Origin of the sequence: Actinoplanes sp. DH11 (assembly GCF_020873875.1) — a bacterium.
Taxonomy (GTDB): Bacteria; Actinomycetota; Actinomycetes; order Mycobacteriales; family Micromonosporaceae; genus Actinoplanes.
In genome coordinates this window covers 169,014-188,342 of sequence record NZ_JAHWGU010000010.1, presented here as the reverse complement: position 1 = coordinate 188,342, position 19,329 = coordinate 169,014, and the positions used below count along the sequence as shown (strand labels likewise).

Annotated in this window: 14 protein-coding genes; 9 read left to right on the top strand and 5 right to left on the bottom strand. The window is 72.2% G+C overall.

The genetic code is table 11. From position 1 onward, the window contains the following. Positions 1–117 precede the first annotated feature (117 nt). Positions 118–1,068, top strand: coding sequence for a zinc-binding dehydrogenase (locus LPA41_RS16995; RefSeq protein ID WP_229071363.1), 951 nt, complete (start codon positions 118–120; stop codon positions 1,066–1,068). A 49-nt stretch (positions 1,069–1,117) separates the two neighbouring features. Beyond that, a complete protein-coding gene (locus LPA41_RS16990; RefSeq protein WP_229071362.1) occupies positions 1,118–1,279 on the top strand; it encodes a hypothetical protein in 162 nt (53 codons plus the stop codon). Positions 1,280–1,347: 68 nt separating this feature from the next. Here LPA41_RS16990 and LPA41_RS16985 read toward each other — a convergent pair whose 3' ends face one another. From LPA41_RS16985 to LPA41_RS16965, 5 genes are all read right to left on the bottom strand, one after another. Further along, positions 1,348–2,454 carry an acetate/propionate family kinase gene (locus LPA41_RS16985; protein WP_229071361.1) on the bottom strand — a complete coding sequence of 369 codons (1,107 nt, stop codon included), beginning with the start codon at positions 2,452–2,454 and terminating at the stop codon, positions 1,348–1,350. Next, complete coding sequence (pta, locus tag LPA41_RS16980; protein ID WP_229071360.1) at positions 2,451–4,532, bottom strand: phosphate acetyltransferase; 2,082 nt, start codon at positions 4,530–4,532, stop codon at positions 2,451–2,453. Before pta ends, LPA41_RS16985 begins: the two co-directional genes overlap by 4 nt. A gap of 59 nt (positions 4,533–4,591) precedes the next feature. Further along, positions 4,592–4,771, bottom strand: coding sequence for a DUF6104 family protein (locus LPA41_RS16975; protein ID WP_111651783.1), 180 nt, complete (start codon positions 4,769–4,771; stop codon positions 4,592–4,594). A 121-nt stretch (positions 4,772–4,892) separates the two neighbouring features. Beyond that, positions 4,893–8,633 (bottom strand): multifunctional oxoglutarate decarboxylase/oxoglutarate dehydrogenase thiamine pyrophosphate-binding subunit/dihydrolipoyllysine-residue succinyltransferase subunit, encoded by a 3,741-nt coding sequence (locus tag LPA41_RS16970; protein WP_229071571.1) that lies wholly within the window; start codon positions 8,631–8,633, stop codon positions 4,893–4,895. A gap of 212 nt (positions 8,634–8,845) precedes the next feature. Then, positions 8,846–9,490 carry a hypothetical protein gene (locus LPA41_RS16965; RefSeq protein WP_229071359.1) on the bottom strand — a complete coding sequence of 215 codons (645 nt, stop codon included), beginning with the start codon at positions 9,488–9,490 and terminating at the stop codon, positions 8,846–8,848. 94 nt (positions 9,491–9,584) lie between these two features. Between LPA41_RS16965 and LPA41_RS16960 the strand changes: the two genes are divergently transcribed. From LPA41_RS16960 to LPA41_RS16930, 7 genes are all read left to right on the top strand, one after another. Continuing rightward, complete coding sequence (locus LPA41_RS16960) at positions 9,585–10,343, top strand: GNAT family N-acetyltransferase (protein WP_229071358.1); 759 nt, start codon at positions 9,585–9,587, stop codon at positions 10,341–10,343. After that, positions 10,340–11,101, top strand: coding sequence for a 1-acyl-sn-glycerol-3-phosphate acyltransferase (locus LPA41_RS16955; RefSeq protein ID WP_229071357.1), 762 nt, complete (start codon positions 10,340–10,342; stop codon positions 11,099–11,101). Before LPA41_RS16960 ends, LPA41_RS16955 begins: the two co-directional genes overlap by 4 nt. Before the next feature lie 64 nt (positions 11,102–11,165). After that, positions 11,166–11,879: a response regulator transcription factor gene (locus tag LPA41_RS16950; RefSeq protein WP_229071356.1), complete on the top strand. Its 714-nt coding sequence runs from the start codon at positions 11,166–11,168 to the stop codon at positions 11,877–11,879. A gap of 9 nt (positions 11,880–11,888) precedes the next feature. Next, positions 11,889–13,466: an ATP-binding protein gene (locus LPA41_RS16945; protein ID WP_229071355.1), complete on the top strand. Its 1,578-nt coding sequence runs from the start codon at positions 11,889–11,891 to the stop codon at positions 13,464–13,466. 39 nt (positions 13,467–13,505) lie between these two features. After that, on the top strand, positions 13,506–15,161 hold the full coding sequence (locus LPA41_RS16940) for a S1C family serine protease (RefSeq protein ID WP_229071354.1): 1,656 nt from the start codon (positions 13,506–13,508) through the stop codon (positions 15,159–15,161). Positions 15,162–15,383: 222 nt separating this feature from the next. Beyond that, positions 15,384–18,605 carry a cyclic nucleotide-binding protein gene (locus LPA41_RS16935; RefSeq protein WP_229071353.1) on the top strand — a complete coding sequence of 1,074 codons (3,222 nt, stop codon included), beginning with the start codon at positions 15,384–15,386 and terminating at the stop codon, positions 18,603–18,605. Between the two features lie 310 nt (positions 18,606–18,915). Then, a complete protein-coding gene (locus LPA41_RS16930) occupies positions 18,916–19,131 on the top strand; it encodes a hypothetical protein (protein ID WP_229071352.1) in 216 nt (71 codons plus the stop codon). Positions 19,132–19,329: the final 198 nt, after the last annotated feature.

Below are 19,329 nucleotides of genomic sequence, written 5' to 3'. Positions count from 1 at the left end.
AGGCGCTGGTCGCCCGGGCGGCGGCGCTGTGATGCGGGCGGCGGCGCGGTGACGCCGGCTGCGGCGCGGTGATGCGGGCGGGGCGCGGGGTGACTTATTCGCCGTTAAGGTCGGTGGATGCGTGCCGCCTATGCCTCCGCCCTGCACCCGGACGAGCCCCTGCGCGGGCTGACCATCGGTGACCTGCCCGAGAGACCCGTGCCGGACGGCTGGGTGCCGATCGAGGTCCGGGCCTCGTCGCTCAATCACCACGACCTCTGGTCGCTGCGCGGGGTGGGGCTGCCGGCGGACCGGTTGCCGATGATCCTCGGATGCGACGCCGCCGGGGTGGACCCGGACGGCGCCGAGGTGGTGATCTACCCGGTGGTCGAGGACAAGGCCGACCCGCGGGGGTTCTCGCTCTTCTCCGAACGGCACCCCGGCACCATCGCCGAGCGGGTCGCGGCGCCCCGGGAGAACCTGATCCCGAAACCGGCCGGGGTGTCGTTCGCCGAGGCAGCCTGCCTGCCGACGGCCTGGCTCACCGCGTACCGCATGCTGGTCACCCGGGGCCGGGTCGCCGAAGCCGGCGCGGTGCTGGTGCAGGGCGCCGGGGGCGGGGTCGCGACGGCGGCGGTTGCGCTGGGCGTCGCCCTCGGCAAGAGGGTGTACGTGACCAGCCGCGAAGCGTCGAAACGGGAGCGGATCACCGAGCTCGGCGCGACGGCCGTGGAGCCCGGCGCCCGGCTGCCGGAACGCGTCGACGTGGTTATCGAGTCGGTCGGCGCGCCCACGTTCGCCCACTCGATGAAGTGCGCGGCCCCGGGCGCCCGGATCGTGGTGTGCGGCTCGACGGCCGGGCATCTGGCCGAGGTGGACCTGCGGCGGGTCTTCGCGATGCAGCTGGAGATCTTGGGGAGCAGCATGGGTACGCCCGACGAACTCGCCGCGTTGCTCCAGCTCGTCGCGGACGGCCGGGTCCGTCCGGTGATCGACTCGACGTTCGGGTTCGGTGCGGCCGGCGAGGCGTTCGCGCGACTGCACGCCGGTGACGTCTTCGGCAAGGTTGTGCTGGACCACCTCGCCTGATCAGGTGTCCCGCTTCGCCAATCTTGCCCGGTTTCGCTAGGGTCGGCGCATGCCTGACAACAGCGTCGACCCGAGCGGCAACACCGAGGCGTTCCGGGCCTTCACCCGGACGACATCGGATTCCGAGGCGCCGTCCAAGCTCCCGTTCGTGATCGGCGGCGTGGTCGCGGTCGTCGTCCTGCTCGCCCTCGTGGCCTGGCTGACCCTCTAGGACAGGGCGGCGCGGCCTCTCTGGAACAGGGCGACGCCGCTTCGCTAGGACAGGGCGGCGCGGCTTCGCTAGGACAGGGCGGCGACGGCGCGGCGGGCCTCCGCGGCGATTTCCAGTTCCTCCTCGGTGGGCACCACGCAGACCGTGACCGGTGCGTCGTCCGGGGAGATGACCAGGTCGTTGCGGGCGTTGCGGTCCGGGTCGACCATGATGCCGAGCGCCTCCAGCCCGGCGAGCGTGTGCTCCCGGACCCGTGGCGCGTTCTCGCCGACCCCGGCGGTGAAGGTGATGGCGTCGACCCGGCCGAGCACGGCCAGGTAGGAACCGACGTACTCCCGGATCCGCCGGCAGTAGAGGTCGAACGCCAGCGCGGCGTCGGCGTCGCGGCGGTCCAGGACCGTACGCATGTCGTTGGCGCCGGAGAGCCCGAGCAACCCGGACCGGCGGGTCAGCATGTCCTCGATCTCGTCGAGGGAGAGCCCGGCCACCCGGTGCAGGTGGAAGATCAGGCTGGGGTCGATGTCACCCGATCGGGTGCCCATCACCAGGCCCGGCAGCGGGGTCATCCCCATCGAGGTGGCCACGCTGCGTCCACCCCGTACCGCTGTCGCGCTCGCCCCGTTGCCCAGGTGCAGGGTGATCACGTTCGCCTCGCCGACCGGCTTGCCGATCACCCGTGCCGTCTCCCGTGACACGTAGGCGTGCGACGTCCCGTGAAAGCCGTAGCGGCGCAGCCCCCACCGCTGTCCGAGTTCCCGGTCGATCGCCCAGAGCGCGCCCTCGGGCGGGATGGTGGCGTGGAACGCGGTGTCGAAGACGGCGACCTGCGGCACGTCGGGCAGCAGTTTGCGGGCCACCCGCAGGCCGGTCAGCGCGCCCGGGTTGTGCAGCGGCGCGAGCGGGATGAGCTCCTCGATCGCGGTGAGGACGTCCTCGTCGACGACAGTGGACGAGGTGAACCGCTCGCCGCCGTGCACCACCCGGTGCCCGACCGCGGCCAGCCCGGTCAGGTCGACCCGGTCCATCAGGGTCCGCAGGGCCTCGTCGTGGTCGGCGGCGTCCCCGTCGGCCTCGCCGATCCGCTGGATCAGACCTTTGGTGAGCACCTCGTCGCCGTCGTAGAGCCGGTAGCGGACCGATGAGGAACCGCAGTTGAGCACGAGTACCCGGGTCATCTCGCTCCCGCCTGGATCGCCGTGATCGCGACCGTGTTGACGATGTCCTTGACCGTGGCGCCCCGGGACAGGTCGTTGACGGGCGCGTTGAGGCCCTGCATCACCGGACCCACCGCGACCGCGTTGGCGGACCGCTGCACGGCCTTGTACGTGTTGTTGCCGGTGTTCAGGTCCGGGAAGACGAAGACGGTCGCCCGGCCGGCCACGGTGCTGTCCGGCACCTTCGCCGCGGCCACGGCCGGGTCGATCGCCGCGTCGTACTGGATCGGTCCTTCGACCGGCAGGTCCGGCCGCCGCTCGCGGACCAGCGCGGTCGCCGCCGCCACCTTGTCCACGTCGGCGCCCGAACCGGAGCTGCCGGTGGAGTAGGAGAGCATCGCGACCCGCGGTTCGATGCCGAAGGCGGCAGCGGTCTGCGCGGAGGAGAGCGCGATGTCGGCGAGCTGGGCCGCGTCCGGGTCGGGGTTGACCGCGCAGTCGCCGTAGACGAGCACCCGGTCGGCGAGCAGCATGAAGAAGACGCTCGACGCCACCGACACGTCCGGCACCGTCTTGATGATCTCGAAGGCGGGCCGGATGGTGGCGGCGGTGGTGTGCGTCGCGCCGGAGACCATGCCGTCGGCCAGGCCGGCGGCCACCATCAGGGTGCCGAAGTAGTTGACGTCGCGGACCACGTCGTACGCCAGGTCGAGCGTCACGCCCCGGTGTTTGCGCAGCTCGGCGTAGCGGCTCGCGAAGTCCTCCCGCCACTGGCTGGCGGCCGGGTCCACCAGCTGCGCCCCGCCGATCTCCACGCCGATCTCCCGGGCCCGCCGGGTGATCTCGGCGGGGTCGCCCAGCAGGGTGAGGTCGGCGACGCCACGCCGCAGCAGGGTCTCCGCGGCCCGCAGGATCCGTTCCTCGCCGCCCTCCGGCAGCACCAGGTGGCGGCGGTCGGCGCGGGCCCGGTCGATCAGGTCGTTCTCGAACATCAGCGGGGTCACCCGGCTGGACCGGGCGACGTCGAGCAGCCGGGCCAGTTCGGCGGTGTCCACGTACTCCTCGAAGACGCCGAGGGCCGCCTCCACCTTGCGCGGGGTGCTCAGCCCGGCCTTGATCCGGCCGGCCGCGGAGATGGTGTGGTAGCTGTCCGACTTGGCGATCAGGATGGCCAGCCCGGTGTTCAGCCGCTCGATCACCTCGACCGCGCGCCGGTCCGGCGGCTCACCGAGGGTCAGCACCAGCCCGGACAGCGTGGCCGTGCCGGCGGCGTGCGCGGCGCTCGCGGCGACCAGCAGGTCCGCCCGGTCGCCGGGGGTGATGAGCAGGGCGCCCTCGGTCAGGTGTGCCAGGACGGTGGGGACCTGCGCGGCCCCGACCACGTAGTCCAGGACGTCCCGGTCGAGGGCTCCGGCCGTACCCGTGAAGACCTCGGCGTCCAGCGCCGCAGCGACCTCGCCCACCGTGGGCGCCGCGATCACCGGCACCTCCGGCAGGACCCAGACCGGCACCGGCAGGCTCGCCGGGGCGCCGCCCGAGGCGGCTTCCGGCACCCGGTTCGCGATCACCGCGGTCACCGTCGCGCCAAGATCGACGAGCGAGTGGTACGCGCTGCGCGTCGCCGCCGCAAGCGACTCGGGTGTCCGTCCCTCACCACTGACCACCGGCACCACGACGCTGCCGAACTCGGTCGCCAGCCGGGCGTTGAAGGCCAGCTCCCGGGGCAGTTCCTCGTGGCCCTCGGCGGGCTTGTCGGTGAAGTCGCTGCCGATGATGACCACGGCTGCGCTCTGCCGCTCAACCGCCCGGTAACGCTCCACGATCCGGCCGATCAGCTCCTCCCGCCGGCCGTCGGCGACCAGCGCGGTCGCCTCGGCCAGGGTGACGCCGAACGAGTCCTCGGCCGCCACCGGCCCGGGATAGCGCTCGCGCAGGACGGCGAGCAGGGGATCCGGGCCCGTGCCGGAGACCAGCGGCCGGAACACCGCCACCCGCGCCACCCGCCGGGACAACAGCTCGACGATGCCGAGCGCCACGGTTCCCTTGCCGACGCCGGGGCCCAAGCCCGCTACGTACACACTGCGTGCCACGAGACTCAACCTACCGGCCGGAACCGTGTCCGACCGGGCCGAAAGTCCCGTTCCGCAGGAGATCCACGTTACTCGTCGTCGTCCTCGTCGTCGCGGGCCAGCCAGGTCGCGAACCGCTCGATCGGGGTCTCGAACTCCGGGTTCATGTCGACGAAGGTGCGCAGCTGCTCGCCGATCCACTCGAGGGTCACGGTCTCCTCGCCGCGCCTCTGGACGAGCTCTTCGATGCCACGGTCGGTGAAGTACATGTGCGGATAGTAAGCGGGGCCGCTGCGGTTTCCCGACAGCGGCCCCACCTGTTTCAGCGCGTCACGGACGCTTTCCGATCGTCACGGGCGATGTCCGCGCGTCACGGACGCTTTCCGATCGTCACGGGCGCGGCAGCGCGGCCTCGACCAGCGCCGCCTGCTCGGCGTCGTGCATCTTGGCCGAGCCGACCGCCGGTGCGGCCGCCGCCGGGCGGGAGATCCGCCGCAGCCGGACACCCTCGAGGTGCTCGAGCAGGTTGAGCGCGACGAACGACCAGGCACCCTGGTTGGCCGGCTCCTCCTGCACCCAGGCGAAGTCCTCGGCGTTCGGGTACTGCGCCAGGATCGCCTTGAGCTCCTCGACGGGCAGCGGGTAGATCTGCTCCATCCGGATGATCGCGGTGTCGGTGATGCCCCGGTCGGCCCGCGCCTGCTGCAGGTCGTAGTAGACCTTGCCGGAGCAGAGCAGCACCCGCTTCACCGAACCGGCGTCGAGCGGCGTGCCGTTGACCCCGGTGTCGCCCAGCACCGGCTGGAACGTGCCCTGGGTGAAGTCGGCGACCGACGACACCGCCTGCTTGTGGCGCAGCAGCGACTTCGGCGAGAAGACCACCAGCGGCTTGCGCTTGGTGCTCAGCGCCTGACGCCGCAGCAGGTGGAAGTAGTTCGCCGGGGTGGTCGGGTTCGCCACCCGCATGTTGTCCTGCGCGCAGAGCTGCAGGAAGCGCTCCGGGCGGCCGGACGAGTGGTCCGGGCCCTGGCCCTCCATGCCGTGCGGCAGGAGCAGCACCAGCGACGACTGCTGGCCCCACTTCACCTCGCCGGAGGAGAGGAACTCGTCCACGATCGACTGCGCGCCGTTGACGAAGTCACCGAACTGGGCCTCCCAGAGGACCAGCGCGTCCGGGTTCTCCACCGAGTAGCCGTACTCGAAGCCCATCGCCGCGTACTCGCTGAGCAGCGAGTCGTGCACGAAGAACCGCGCCGAGCCGGTGGCCAGCGAGGAGATCGGCAGGAAGTCCTTGCCGGTCTTCGCGTCGACGATGGCGGCGTGCCGGGAGGTGAAGGTGCCCCGCCGGGAGTCCTGGCCGGCCAGCCGGACCGTGACGCCCTGGTGCAGCAGCGACCCGAACGCGATCAGCTCGCCGAAGCCCCAGTCGATGCCGCCGTCGCTGGACATCTTGGCGCGCCGGTCCAGCAGCTGCTGGACCCGCTTGTGCGGGGTGAATCCCTCGGGCAGCTCGACGTGCGCCTGGCCGACCGAGCGGACCACGGCGGCGTCGACCGCCGTCTCCACCTCGGGCTCGCGCTCCTCGATGAGGCTGCGCGGCCGGGGCGGCGTGCCGCCGGTGTCCCGGGTGGCCTTGAAGACCTCCTCGAGCCGGCCCTGGTAGTCGCGCAGCTGCTCCTCGGCCTCCTGCACGGTGATGTCGCCGCGGCCGATCAGCTCCTCGGTGTAGAGCTTCCGCACGCTGCGCTTGGTGTCGATGATCTGGTACATCCGCGGGTTGGTCATCGAGGGGTCGTCGCCCTCGTTGTGACCGCGCCGGCGGTAGCAGATCATGTCGATCACGACGTCCTTGTTGAACGTCTGGCGGTACTCGAAGGCGAGCTTCGCGACGCGGACCACGGCCTCCGGGTCGTCGCCGTTCACGTGGAAGATCGGCGCCTCGACCATCCGGGCGACGTCGGTGGAGTACATCGAGGAGCGGCTGTACTCCGGCGCGGTGGTGAAGCCGACCTGGTTGTTCACGATGACGTGCACCGTGCCACCGGTCCGGTAACCGCGCAGCTGCGACAGGTTGAGCGTCTCGGCGACCACGCCCTGACCGGCGAACGCGGCGTCGCCGTGCACCAGCAGCGGCAGCACCGTGTAGCCGTGCAGGCCCAGGTCCAGGCGGTCCTGCTTGGCCCGGACGATGCCCTCGAGCACCGGGTCCACGGCCTCCAGGTGCGACGGGTTGGCGACCACGCTGACCGTGGTGGAGTGCTCGCCGTCCGGGGTCGTGTACTTCCCGGTCTGGCCGAGGTGGTACTTGACGTCACCCGACCCGTGCGCCGAGCGCGGGTCCATCTGACCCTCGAACTCGTTGAAGATCTTCTCGTACGGCTTGCCGACGATGTTGGTGAGCACGTTCAGCCGGCCGCGGTGGGCCATGCCGATCACCATCTCGTCGAGACCGGCCTCGGCCGACGACTGCAGGATCGTGTCGAGCAGCGGGATCAGCGACTCGCCGCCCTCCAGCGAGAACCGCTTCTGGCCGACGTACTTCGTCTGCAGGAAGGTCTCGAACGCCTCGGCCGCGTTGAGCCGGTGGAGGATGTGCTTCTGCTCCGCGGTGTCCGGCTTCGTGTACTTGACCTCGATGCGCTCCTGGACCCAGCGGCGCTCCTCCGGGTCCTGGATGTGCATGTACTCGATGCCGACGCGACGGCAGTAGCTGTCGCGCAGCACGCCCAGGACGTCACGCAGCTTCATCTTCTCCTTGCCGGCGAAGCCGCCGACCGGGAAGGTGCGGTCCAGGTCCCACAGGGTCAGGCCGTGCTGAAGCACGTCCAGGTCGGGGTGCTTGCGGATGGTGAACTCGAGCGGGTCGGTGTCGGCCATCAGGTGACCGCGCACCCGGTAGGCGTGGATCAGCTCGACGACCCGGGCCGCCTTGCTGATCTGGCCCTCGGAGGTGCGGACCACGTCGCGCACCCAGCGGACCGGCTCGTACGGGATCCGCAGCGAGGTGAAGATCTCGTCGTAGAAGCCGTGGTTGCCGAGCAGCAGCTCGTGCATCACCTTGAGGAACTCGCCGGACTGCGCACCCTGGATGACCCGGTGGTCGTAGGTGCTGGTCAGCGTGGTGACCTTGCTGACGCCGTGCTCGGTCAGCGTCTCGTCGCTCATGCCGGACCAGGGCGCCGGGTACTCCATCGCGCCGACGCCGATGATCGCGCTCTGCCCGGTCATCAGACGCGGGATGGAGTGCACGGTGCCGATGCCGCCGGGGTTGGTCAGCGAGATCGTGGTGCCGGAGTAGTCGTCCATGGTCAGCTCGTTGCGGCGGGCGCGGCGGACGACGTCCTCGTACGCCTGCCAGAACTGCCGGAAGTCGAGCTGCTCGCAGTTCTTGATGGACGGCACGACCAGGGTGCGGGAGCCGTCCTTCTTCGCCAGGTCGATGGCGATGCCCAGGTTGATGTGCTCCGGCTGGACCAGCGCCGGCTTGCCGTCGACCGTGGCGAACGAGTTGTTCATCTCCGGGTGCATGCGGACCGCGCGGATCAGTGCCCAGCCGATCAGGTGGGTGAAGCTGACCTTGCCGCCGCGACCACGGGAGAGGTGGTTGTTGATCACGATGCGGTTGTCGACCATCAGCTTGGCCGGGACCGAGCGCACCGAGGTGGCGGTCGGGACCTCGAGCGAGGCCGACATGTTCTGCACGATCTTCGCGGCGACGCCGCGGAGCGTGGTGGTCTTCGCCTCGCCGGGCGCGTCACCGTTCGCGGCGGCCTTGGGCGCCGCCGCCGGCTTGGGCGCGGCGGCCGGCTTGGCCGGGGCCGCGGCCGGTGCGGCGGCGGGCTTCGGCGCGGCCGGCGGGGTCACCGGCTTGGGCGTCGCGACCGTGGCCGCGGCGGGCGCGTCGGTGCCGGCCTTCGCCGCGGTCGCGGCGGCGTTCGCCGCGGTGGCCTCGTCCGGTGTGGCGATCGAGCCTGAGGCGGTCGCCGGCTTGTAGTCGGCGAAGAAGTCGTGCCAGGCAGGGTCGACACTGGCGGGGTCGGCCAGGTATCGCTGGTACATCTCATCGACGATCCACTCGTTGGGACCGAAGTCCGCGAGTGGATTGTCCTGCGAAGTCTGCTGCGTCGACACTGCCGCGTTCGCCTCTTTCACCGTGTTTGTCATCACGTGACCGCTCCGTCACGTGGGACGGGTAGGATTCCCGTCAAGGCTACGCCGTGTGTGAGCGACCTCCACTCGGACGTCCACTCTGTGACCAACGGCCTTGTCAGGTTGCATCTGCTCACCAATTGTGAACATCGTCTCGCGATGTGGTGTTCCCCGCCCGGGATCATGACGCCCGGTCAGTGCGGCAGGGCGATCCAGGTGGCCCGGGCCACGGCCAACCGGCGGCCGTCCGGTCCGTGGACGGCCGAGTCGACGGTCGCCTTGCGGCCCTCGATCGACGACGCCGCGCCGACCACCACGCACTCGTCGCCGGGTGCGGGCAGCTCGTCGATCGCCGCGGTGATCCGGCCCAGCACGTACGGCCGGCCGGTCGCGATCGCCGCCCACCCGCCCGGGCAGTCCAGCGCGGCCCACACGGCCGGCTCCGAGACGTCGTCCGGGACCGTCCACGGCGCTGCGGTCCGCCCGTCCGGCAGCACCCCCGGGAAGATCCGCAGGCCGTCCGGGTGGTCCGGTCCGCAGACGAAGCACGTCGGGAAGGGATGCGCGGTGAAGCCGGGGTAGCGCCGGGACGCGGCGACGGCCTCGGAACGGGGGACCGGTGGGACGCCGTCGCCCGGCGACCCCTCGGCCAGCGTGGCGACGAGCGTGTCGCCGTGCCTCACGGCGCCGTCGCGCAGCTCCAGCTCGACGCCGAGCGGAGGCGGGACCCGTAGCGTCACCTCTGCCGGCCGCAGGCCCGCGGCCTGGGCGAAGACGCCGGCGCACCACCCGCCGTTGCCGGTTCCGGGCGGGCCGTTGAAGCGTTCCGGGATCAGCATGCGACCGACTCTCGCACACGTCGTTCATCAACCGGTCACGCATCGCCACCTGAGCCGACACGCCATCGGCAGTTGTCACCCTTACACAGATGGCATGGCAGTTCTGATGACGGCCGCCGCACCCACTGGGACCAGCGGCTACACCCTCCTCATCGCGGACGACGCGAGCCTCGTCGAGGCCGCGCAGCGACTGCGCCACGACGTCTTCGCCGGCGAGCTCGGCGCTTCCCTCCCCGGCACGGACGGACTCGACGCCGACGAGTTCGACCCGTACTGCGATCACCTGATCGTGCGGGACGACTCCACCGGCGAGGTGGTGGGCACCTATCGGATGCTCCCGCCCCGCGCCGCCGATCTGGCCGGACGCCGGTACGCGGACGGCGAGTTCGACCTGAGCGCCCTGCGGCCGCTGCGCGACCACCTGGTCGAGACCGGCCGGTCCTGCGTGCACCCGGACCACCGCTCCGGCGCGGTGGTCAACCTGATGTGGGCCGGCATCGCCCGGTACATGCATCTCAACAACCTGCGCTGGCTCGGCGGCTGCGCCTCGGTGCCGCTCGCCGACGGCGGCGTCACCGCGGCCGGCGTGCGGGCACGGATCACCGCGAAGCATCTGTCGCCGCCGGCCCTGCGCGTCCGTCCGCGGCGGCCGTGGACCCCGGCCGAGGGCCTGACCGGCGACCCCAAGGTGGCGGTTCCGGCGCTGCTCCGCGGTTACCTGCGGCTGGGCAGCTGGGTCTGCGGCGAACCGGCCTACGACGCCGACTTCGACTGCGCCGACTTCTACGTGCTCTTCTCGATGGACCGGCTCGACCCGCGGTACCGCCGGCACTTCCTCGGCGCGACGCGATGAACTGGCAGCCCGCCTCGGCGTGCGGGAACGACTGCCGGCCGGGTGACTCGGCACGCGCCTCGACGATCACCGTCGTGATGCGGGTGGCCGGTCTGCTGGCCGTACTCCTGCTGGGTCTGCTGCCCGCGGCCCTGCTGGGTGGTGCCGCGCTGCGGGTCCTGCCCCGGGCGATCCTCGCGGTCCTCGGCGTCCGCCTGGTCCGGCGCGGCCCGGCGCCGCGGCCGGGCAGCCTGCTGGTCGCCAACCACGTCTCCTGGCTGGACGTCGTTGCCCTGCACGCGATGATGCCGGTGCGCCTGGTGGCGAAGCACGACGTGCGGCAGTGGCCGGGGATCGGCGCGACCGCGGGTCGCAGCGGCGCCATCTTCATCGACCGGACCCGGCCCAAGGCGCTGCCGCGGACGGTGGACGAGGTGGCTGCCGCGCTGCGCGGCGGCCGATCGGTCGCGGTCTTTCCGGAGGGTACGACGTTCTGCGGCACCGAGCAGGGCCAGTTCCGCCCGGCGCTGTTCCAGGCCGCGATCGACGCGGGTGCGCCGGTGACGCCGATGTCGATCAGCTACGACTCGGCCGAGGCCGCCTTCCTCGGCGCGGAGACGCTGTGGGAGTCGGTGCTGCGGGTGGCCCGGGTCCGCCGGCTGACCGTGACGCTGGTGACCGCGCCGGCGCTGCGCCCGGAGAGCGGTGCCGGCCGGCGCGCGCTGGCCCGGGCGGCGCAGGCCAGCCTGGGCGGAGGCGGTTACCGCCTGGCCGCGTGACCCTCACAGATAATTTTCAGGAACTGTGCAGCCGTGGCGCAGCAGACGAGTAAAGAATGGCGCCATGGCCGTTCAGACCCAGCCCAAGCAGAGCGAGGCGAAGTTGCTCGTCGTCGAGGACGACGCGAACATCCTCGAGCTCCTTTCCGCCAGCCTGCGTTTCGCCGGGTTCGACGTCACCACCGCGACAAGTGGCAGCGCGGCCGTCAGCGCCGCCCGCAACTCCTCGCCTGACCTCGTCGTCCTCGATGTCATGCTGCCCGACCTCGACGGCTTCGAGGTGATCCGCCTGATGCGGGAGGGCGGGCAGCGTACGCCGGTGGTCTTCCTGACCGCCCGGGACGGCACCGACGACAAGATCCGCGGACTCACCCTCGGCGGCGACGACTACGTGACCAAGCCGTTCAGCCTGGAGGAGCTCACCGCCCGGATCCGGGCGGTGCTGCGCCGCACCACGGCCGGCGACGAGCAGCCGTCCCGCCTGGTCTTCGCCGACCTCGAGCTCGACGAGGAGACGCACGAGGTCTACCGGGCCGGCAACCGGGTGCAGCTCTCGCCGACCGAGTTCAAGCTGCTGCGTTACCTGATGCTCAACGCCAACCGGGTGCTCTCCAAGGCGCAGATCCTGGACCACGTCTGGAAGTACGACTTCCGCGGCGACGACAACATCGTCGAGTCCTACATCTCCTACCTCCGCCGCAAGGTGGACAACGTGCAACCCCGGCTGATCCATACGCTCCGCGGTGTGGGTTACGTGCTGCGTAAGCCAGCTGTGTAAGCGTCCGCGATGAACCTCGCCGAGCGGGTTCGCGGCACGATCCCGCTGCACCCCAACCTGCGCAAGATCTCGCTGCGGACCAAGCTTGTCGCCTCGGTGCTGGTGCTGGTCTTCGCCGCGCTCACCCTGATCAGCGCCACGAGCACCTACGCGCTGAACTCCTACCTGATCGGCCGGATGGACGATGAGCTCAAGCGGTTCGCGTACGCACGGATCAAAGCGGGTTTCACCGGTTCCCGGCTGGTGCTGCCGTCGGACTACCTGACGACCATCCGGTCGGTGTCCGGGGCCGGCGACCGGATCGACGTGGGCGGCGAGTTCACCGAGCAGCAGCTGCCGAAGATCCTGACCGGCGTCGACGAGATCAATCAGCACGACGGCGTGCCCTACACGACCCGGTCGGTCGACGGCACGACCACCTGGCGGATGCTCGTGGTCCGCACCGACAACGACTCCGCCCTCTACGTGGGTCAGCGGATGTCCGGTGTGGACACGGTGATCGCCTGGCTGGTCTGGGTCGACTTCCTGGTCGGCGGCGCGGTGCTGGTGGCCCTCGCGGCGATCGGTGCGGCGCTCGTCCGGCAGACCCTGATCCCGCTGGTGCAGATCGAGCGCACCGCGGCGGCGATCGGCGCCGGCGACCTGACCCGCCGGGTGCCCGACCCGGAGGAGCACGACGGCGAGCCCACCACCGAGCTGGGCCGCCTCTCCCGCGCGCTGAACGCGATGCTCGCCCAGATCGAGACGGCCTTCCTGGCCCGCGCGCAGTCCGAGCGGGCCGCCCTGGCGGCCGAGCAGTCAGCACGTGAGGCGGCCGAGGCCGCGCAGCGCTCCGAGTCGCGGGCCCTGGAGTCCGAGCGGAAGATGCGGCAGTTCGTCGCGGACGCGTCGCACGAGCTGCGCACCCCGCTGACCACGATCCGCGGCTTCGCCGAGCTCTACCGGCAGGGCGCCGTCTCGGAGCCGGAGGCGGTGGGCCGGCTGGTCCGCCGGATCGAGGACGAGGCCGCCCGGATGGGCCTGCTCGTCGAAGACCTGCTGCTCCTGGCCCGGCTGGACCGGGAGCGGCCGCTCACCCTCGCACCGGTCGAGCTCCCGGTGCTGGCGCTGGACGCGGTGCAGGCCGCCGAGGCGATGGCGCCGGACCGCGAGATCACCCTCGAGGTACGGGACGAGCCGGAACGCCTGGTGGCCCAGGGGGACGACGCCCGGCTGCGCCAGGTGATCGGCAACCTGATGACAAACGCGCTGGTGCACACGCCGCCGGAGGCGTCCGTGACGCTGCGGCTGCACGCCGGCGAGGGCCGGACCGCCGTGATCGAGGTGGCCGACACCGGCCCGGGGCTCAGCCCCGAGCAGCGGGAGCGGGTCTTCGAGCGGTTCTACCGGGTGGACGGCGCGCGGACGCGCAACACCGAGCGGGAGGCGACCGGCACGGGCCTGGGCCTGGCCATCGTGGCGGCCATCGTGCGGGCGCACGGCGGCTCGGTGCAGGTGGAGTCCGACGGCGGCAAGGGCGCGACATTCCGCGTCACGCTGCCCACCCTAAATCCGGATAAAACCTTCACAGAAAACGTCCAGGGCTAACACAGTTCGGTACGAGTACGACGGGGCAGAGTTAACGACATGAACGAAAACGAGACCGACCCGCGGCCCGCGGACGTCGCCGCTGGAGACAGCAGCGCGGCGCGGGTGGAGTCTGAGCAGCCGACGGCCGCGCAACCGACGGTTGCCGCGCAGTCCGCCGCTCCCCAGTCCGCGGCACCGCACACCCCGGCCGCCGACACGACGGCGTTCGTTCCACCGGCGGCCCAGCCGCAGAGCCCCTGGGCCGCCTCCTCCACCTCACCGTGGCAGCCGGCCGGCCAGCACGACCCGGCCGCCCAGCCCGCGTCGGCGCAGCCGGCTTCCGCCCAGCCCGCATCGGCGCAGCCCGCTTCCGCCCAGCCGGGGTCGGCCCAGCCGGTCTACGGGCACCCGCACCAGGCCTACCAGGGTTACGCGCAGCAGGGCGGCTACCAGCCGCACGCGGGTTACCAGCAGCACGCCGGTTACCAGGACTACGGCCAGCAGGCGGCCTACGCCTCGGCCTGGCCGCACAGCGGCACGCAGACCGCCGAGGGCGCACCGTGGGCCCAGCCTGTCGAGGGCGCCCCGGCGTGGGCCCAGCCCGCCGGCGGTGGCCCGCAGCAGCCCGGCCGCGGTCGCAAGATCTTCCTGGCCGGAGCGGCCGCCGTGCTGATCGCGCTCAGCGCGGGCGGGGTCGGCGCCGCAACCGCGCTGGCCCTCGACGACGACGGCGCCAACCGCAGCGTGCAGACCGGCAACTCCTCGGTCACCCGGGTGGTCGACCGCTCGTCGCTGGCCGAGATCGCCGCCGCGGTCCAGGACAGCGTCGTCTCCATCACCACCGGCAGCGGTGAGGGCTCCGGCGTCGTCATCAGCACCGACGGCTACATCGTCACCAACAACCACGTCGTCTCGACCGCGCAGGGCGAGAGCGTCAACATCATCTTCGCCGACGGGAAGAAGGCCACTGCCAGCGTGGTCGGCACCGACCCGCGCACCGACCTGGCCGTGGTCAAGGCCAGCGGTGTCTCCGGGCTCAAGGAGGCCAAGTTCGGCGACAGCTCGCAGAGCCAGGTCGGCGACACGGTCCTGGCCCTTGGCAGCCCGCTCGGCCTGGAGGGCTCGGTCACGGCCGGCATCATCAGCGCCAAGGACCGGGCCATCCAGTCCTCCGGCGAGGACGAGCAGGAGACCCCGCAGAGCCCGTTCGGCGGCGGCCAGCAGCAGCAGTCGGCGCCCACCACGATGACCGGCCTGCTGCAGACCGACGCCCCGATCAACCCGGGCAACTCCGGTGGCGCGCTGGTCAACACCAATGGCGAGGTGATCGGCATCAACTCGGCGATCGCCACCTCCGGCCAGGGCTCCGGCAACATCGGCCTCGGCTTCGCGATCCCGAGCAACAAGGCTCGCGACGTCGCCAACGCGCTGATGCAGGGCAAGAAGGTCAGCCACCCGGCGCTCGGCGTCAGCGTGACGAACGGGGAGAACGGCGGCGCTCTGGTCAGCGCGGTGGTGCAGAACAGCGCGGCCGCGAAGGCGGGCCTCCAGCAGGGCGACGTGGTCACCAAGGTCGACAACAAGGCCATCGACGAGTCCGACGACCTGGTCGCCGCGGTCCAGGCCGGCACGGTCGGCCAGAAGATGTCGATCACGTTCACCCGCAACGGCAGTGAGCAGACGATCACCGTGACCCTGCAAGAGGCGCAGTAACCGGCGGCACGGACTCAATCCTTCCGCTACGGCGGGTGACGCGACCCGGGGGTGGGCGCGTCACCCGCCGTATTCCTATCCATGGCCGTGATTCAGGACCTTCGCGACCAAGCAGCCACTTTTGCCGCGCGGGACTCGCGTCGGCCCAGGTTGACCGCCTAATCTCCATTCGCTGTCGGCAAACTCTCGTGGCCGGCGAACGGTGTGGAGAGGCCCTGCGAGTTGACGTACGTCGAACCCCGGACCAACGTCTGGGAAGCCCTGGCCGGGCGCGCCCCCGGGGTGCCGTCCGGACCGGCCGACGCCGGTCTCTGGCACCGGGTCGCCGACCGGCTCGACCCGGCCGGCGCGCGGCCGGTGCTGCGCGCCGGGATCGAGGTGCGGCACCGGGCCACGGTGCGCGGCGGGCGTTACGTCATGCTGCGCTCGCCGGACGAGGGCGGCCGCAGTTCGTACCTGCGGCTCGGCCCGGACGAGTACCAGCTCGCTCTGATGATGGACGGGACCAGCACCGTTGCCCGGCTGGTCGCCGAGTTCGCCCGGATCGCCGGCCGGCTCGCACCGGACCAGGTGCGGCGGGTGGTGGCCGACCTGGCCGCCAACCGGATGCTGGAGGAGCTTCCGACGGATGCCTTCCGCCCGTTGCGCGAGATCCGCCGGGAGCCGCTGCCGAAACGGGTCGGCGGCTCGCTGGTGGCGGCGGCCCGCGGGCGCCGGGTGCTCTCCGCCGACGTCGACGGCCTGATCACCGCGGTCTATCGCGGTGCCGGCCGGTTCCTCTTCACCCGGGTGGCGTTCTGGATCGGCGCCGCCCTCGCGGCCACCGGTCTGGTGCTGTTCGCCGCCACGTGGCAGCGGGGGAGCCGATCCCTCTTTCTGGTGAACGACTCGTACTTACTCGGTGCGATCGTCCTGTTGTCACTCAACGTGCTGGCCCTGGCCGTTCAGGAGTTCGGTCACGCCCTCGGCGCGAAACGCGTCGGCCGGGAGGTGCCGGCCGCCGGGCTGATGATCCATTTCGGCATACCGTCGGTCTTCGTCGACACCAGTGACGTGTGGATGGCGGGCCGCCGCGCCCGGATGGCGGTCACCGCCGCCGGCCCCGCCGCCGCCCTCGGCGTGGCGGGCCTGGCCCAGCTGATCGGCCTCGCCGTGCCCGCCACCGGCGGTGTCGCGTTCAAGCTGGCCTTCCTCTTCTACCTGCAGACCTTCTTCAACCTGAGCCCGCTGCTGCCGCTCGACGGTCACTACCTGCTGATGGACTGGCTGGAGGTGCCCGACCTGCGGGCACGTGCGCTCTCCTGGCTCTCCGGCCGGCTGCGCCGGCGCGGCCCGCGCTGGTCGGCACTCGACCGGGAGGGCCGGCTGCTCGCGCTCTACGCGCTGCTTGCCGTGCTCTGGCTGGCCGTTGCCGCCGGCCTCGGTCACCGGCTCTGGACCGACCGGGTCCGCGGCCTCGCCGTCGGCCTCTGGTACGAGGGCATGCTCAGTCGCCTGTTGCTGATCGTGATGGTGCTGGGCCTGGTCATGCCCCTGCTCTACGTCCTGCTCAGCCGTCTCACCGCGGTCGCGCGGCGATGGCGGCAGCGGGCCGCCGAACGTGACCGGGACGGCGACCTGCCCCGGCGCCTGGCCGCGCTGCACGCCTCCGAGTTGGGCGGCCTGCCCGAGCCGGCGCTGCACGAACTGGCCGGTGCGGCCCGCTGGCAGTACCCGCCGACCGGCCGCCTGCTGACCCGCGCCGGTGACCCGCAGGACACCGTGTTCCTGGTGGTCGAAGGCGCCCTGCACGGCCGCCGCCCGGGCGACCCGGGCGGTACGATCCGGCACCACGTCGGGCCCGGCGGAGTCGTCGGGCTGGCGGGCGCGTTCACCGGCCGCACCTCCCAGCTGACCTGGTACGCGGCCGGTGCGACCCTGCTCGCCATGCCCGCGGCCACCGTGGCAACCGTGGCCGGTCCGATGCCCGGCCCGCCCCCGGAGCAACTGGCCGAGGCCGAACGACTGTTCGCCGACACACCGGCGCTCGCCGCGCTGGAGGACGACCAGCGGCTCGCCCTGATCGCCGGCGCGCACCCGACGGACCTGGACCCGGGCGTCCCGGTGGTCCTGCCCGGCCCCACCCACGCCGTCGTGGTCGAGTCCGGCGTGATCGCCATGCCGGACGGGATCGAGTTGCGCCGCGGCACCCTGGTCGGCCCGGTCGGTGACGGCAGCCCCGGAGCGGTGGCGCAGACCCGTACGCCGGTCCGGCTCTGGATCATCCCGGACGCGTCCGACCTGCGGCCGCTGGTCGGCGTGCACGGCCCCGGCGCCCCGATGCCGGCGGTCCGGCCGAGCACCCCGGTGGCGGTGCGCCCCGGCACCGGCCATCCGCCGCTCGCCGTCCCGCCCGGCCCGCCCGCAGACATCGGCGGGTACGACGTGGACCGGCACTTCGAGCGCCGGATGTGGGCCATGTCCAGCGTGCTGCTGGCCGTCGCCCTGGTCAGCGCCGGCCTCAACCTGCGGTCCGGCCCGGCCTGGGCGGAGATGCCCGCCGAGCGGGTGCTGCTCACCGTGCAGCGCGGCCAGGCGGCCGTGGCAGCCGGGACCGAGCTGACGGTGCGGCCCGACCAGCGCCGCTACCTCGCCGCCGGCACCGCGATCAAGGTGCCGGACGCCGGGCGGGCGCTGCTCACGTTCCCGGGCGGTGCGACGGTCCTGCTCTGCGGCGGCTCCTCGGCCGAGCTGAACGGCACCGGCGTGGCGGGCGGGCGGCAGCAGACGCCGAGCGGCCGGATCACCCTCGGCAGCGGCCGGATGCTCGCCGACACGACAAGTCCGAGCGGTGCCTACCGGCCGCTGGCGCTGACCGTCCAGCGTGGCCAGGACGAGGTCCGCAACGACGGCCGGGCCTGGTTCGCGGTCGACCCGGTCACGGTCACCGTCGCGTCCGGTGACGTGACCGCCGGCAGCGTGGCCGGCCCGGCCACCGGCGTCGACCTGGACTGCGGTGACGGCGCCGTCGTCACCCCGCCGTCGGCCGGCCCCAGCGAGGAGCCCACCGAGGAGGGCACGTTCCCGCCCGACCCCACCGAGTCGGCCGTACCGTCGCCGACACTGCCCACCACCGTTCCGGGCACGATCCGGACCACCCCGCCGCGGCAGGACGGCGACGACGTGCCGGCGCCGACGCGGACCTCCGCCCGGCCGCCGTCGGCCGTGCCGTCCAGCCGCCCGCCGTCCAGTCGGCCCACCCCGAGCCGCACGTCGAAGACGCCGCCGCCCGCGCCCTCCACCACGGCCACCACGCCGCCGGTGGACCCGCCCGACGACCCCGATCCGACCGAGCCCACCGAAGACCCACCGACAGAACCGACCGAGGACCCGCCGACCGAGCCCACCGAGGACCCGCCGGCCGACCCGACGGACAAGCCGGGCACGGGCACGTCGGGCGGCTGAAACCCGGGCGGCTGGATCCGCGGCGGGGGAGATCCGCGGTGGGTGAGATCCGCGGCGGGGGAGATCCGCGGCGGGTCAGATTTGCGGCGGGTGATACCCGGGCGGCTGACATCTGCGGCGGCCGGCGGTTGCGCGGCTGACACTTGTGGCGGGTTGCCACGTGCGGCGGATTGCCGCGTGCCGGGCTGCCACATGCAAGCTGCCAGCTGTGGGGCTGCCACGTGCGGCGGTTGCTGTCCGCGGTAGTTGCCATGTGCGGCCGGTGCCCGCGGTGGTGACCGGGTTTTCGAGGCTGCTGAGGGAGGAACCGATGCTCTGCTGGTTCTGCGCGGAGGGCGCCCGCGCCACGTGCCGTTTCTGTGGGCGGGCGGTCTGCGTGGACCACGCCCGATTCGGTCCCTACCTGCTCGAGGTGAGCCGTTCGGTGCTGCGGGACCGGGCCGAGGCGCTGGTGGTCGAGGACGCCGTCCAATGCGGCACGTGCCGGCCCCGCCCACAGCCGGTCGCCATGCCCGAACTCGACTGACCGGCCGTGACCGGGCCTCGCCGTGACCGGGCCCCTCGGCGCACATGGTGCCGAACAGCGAATGCGCGTCAGGCCGACCGCGGCGGCGAGCATGTCTGAGGCGATGGTGCGTCTTGGCTGCGAAGGAGCAGCCGCGAGGCGTTGTTGATCTGCTAGCGACGCGAAATCGCGGTTTCGACCCCATGATCACAGCGATTT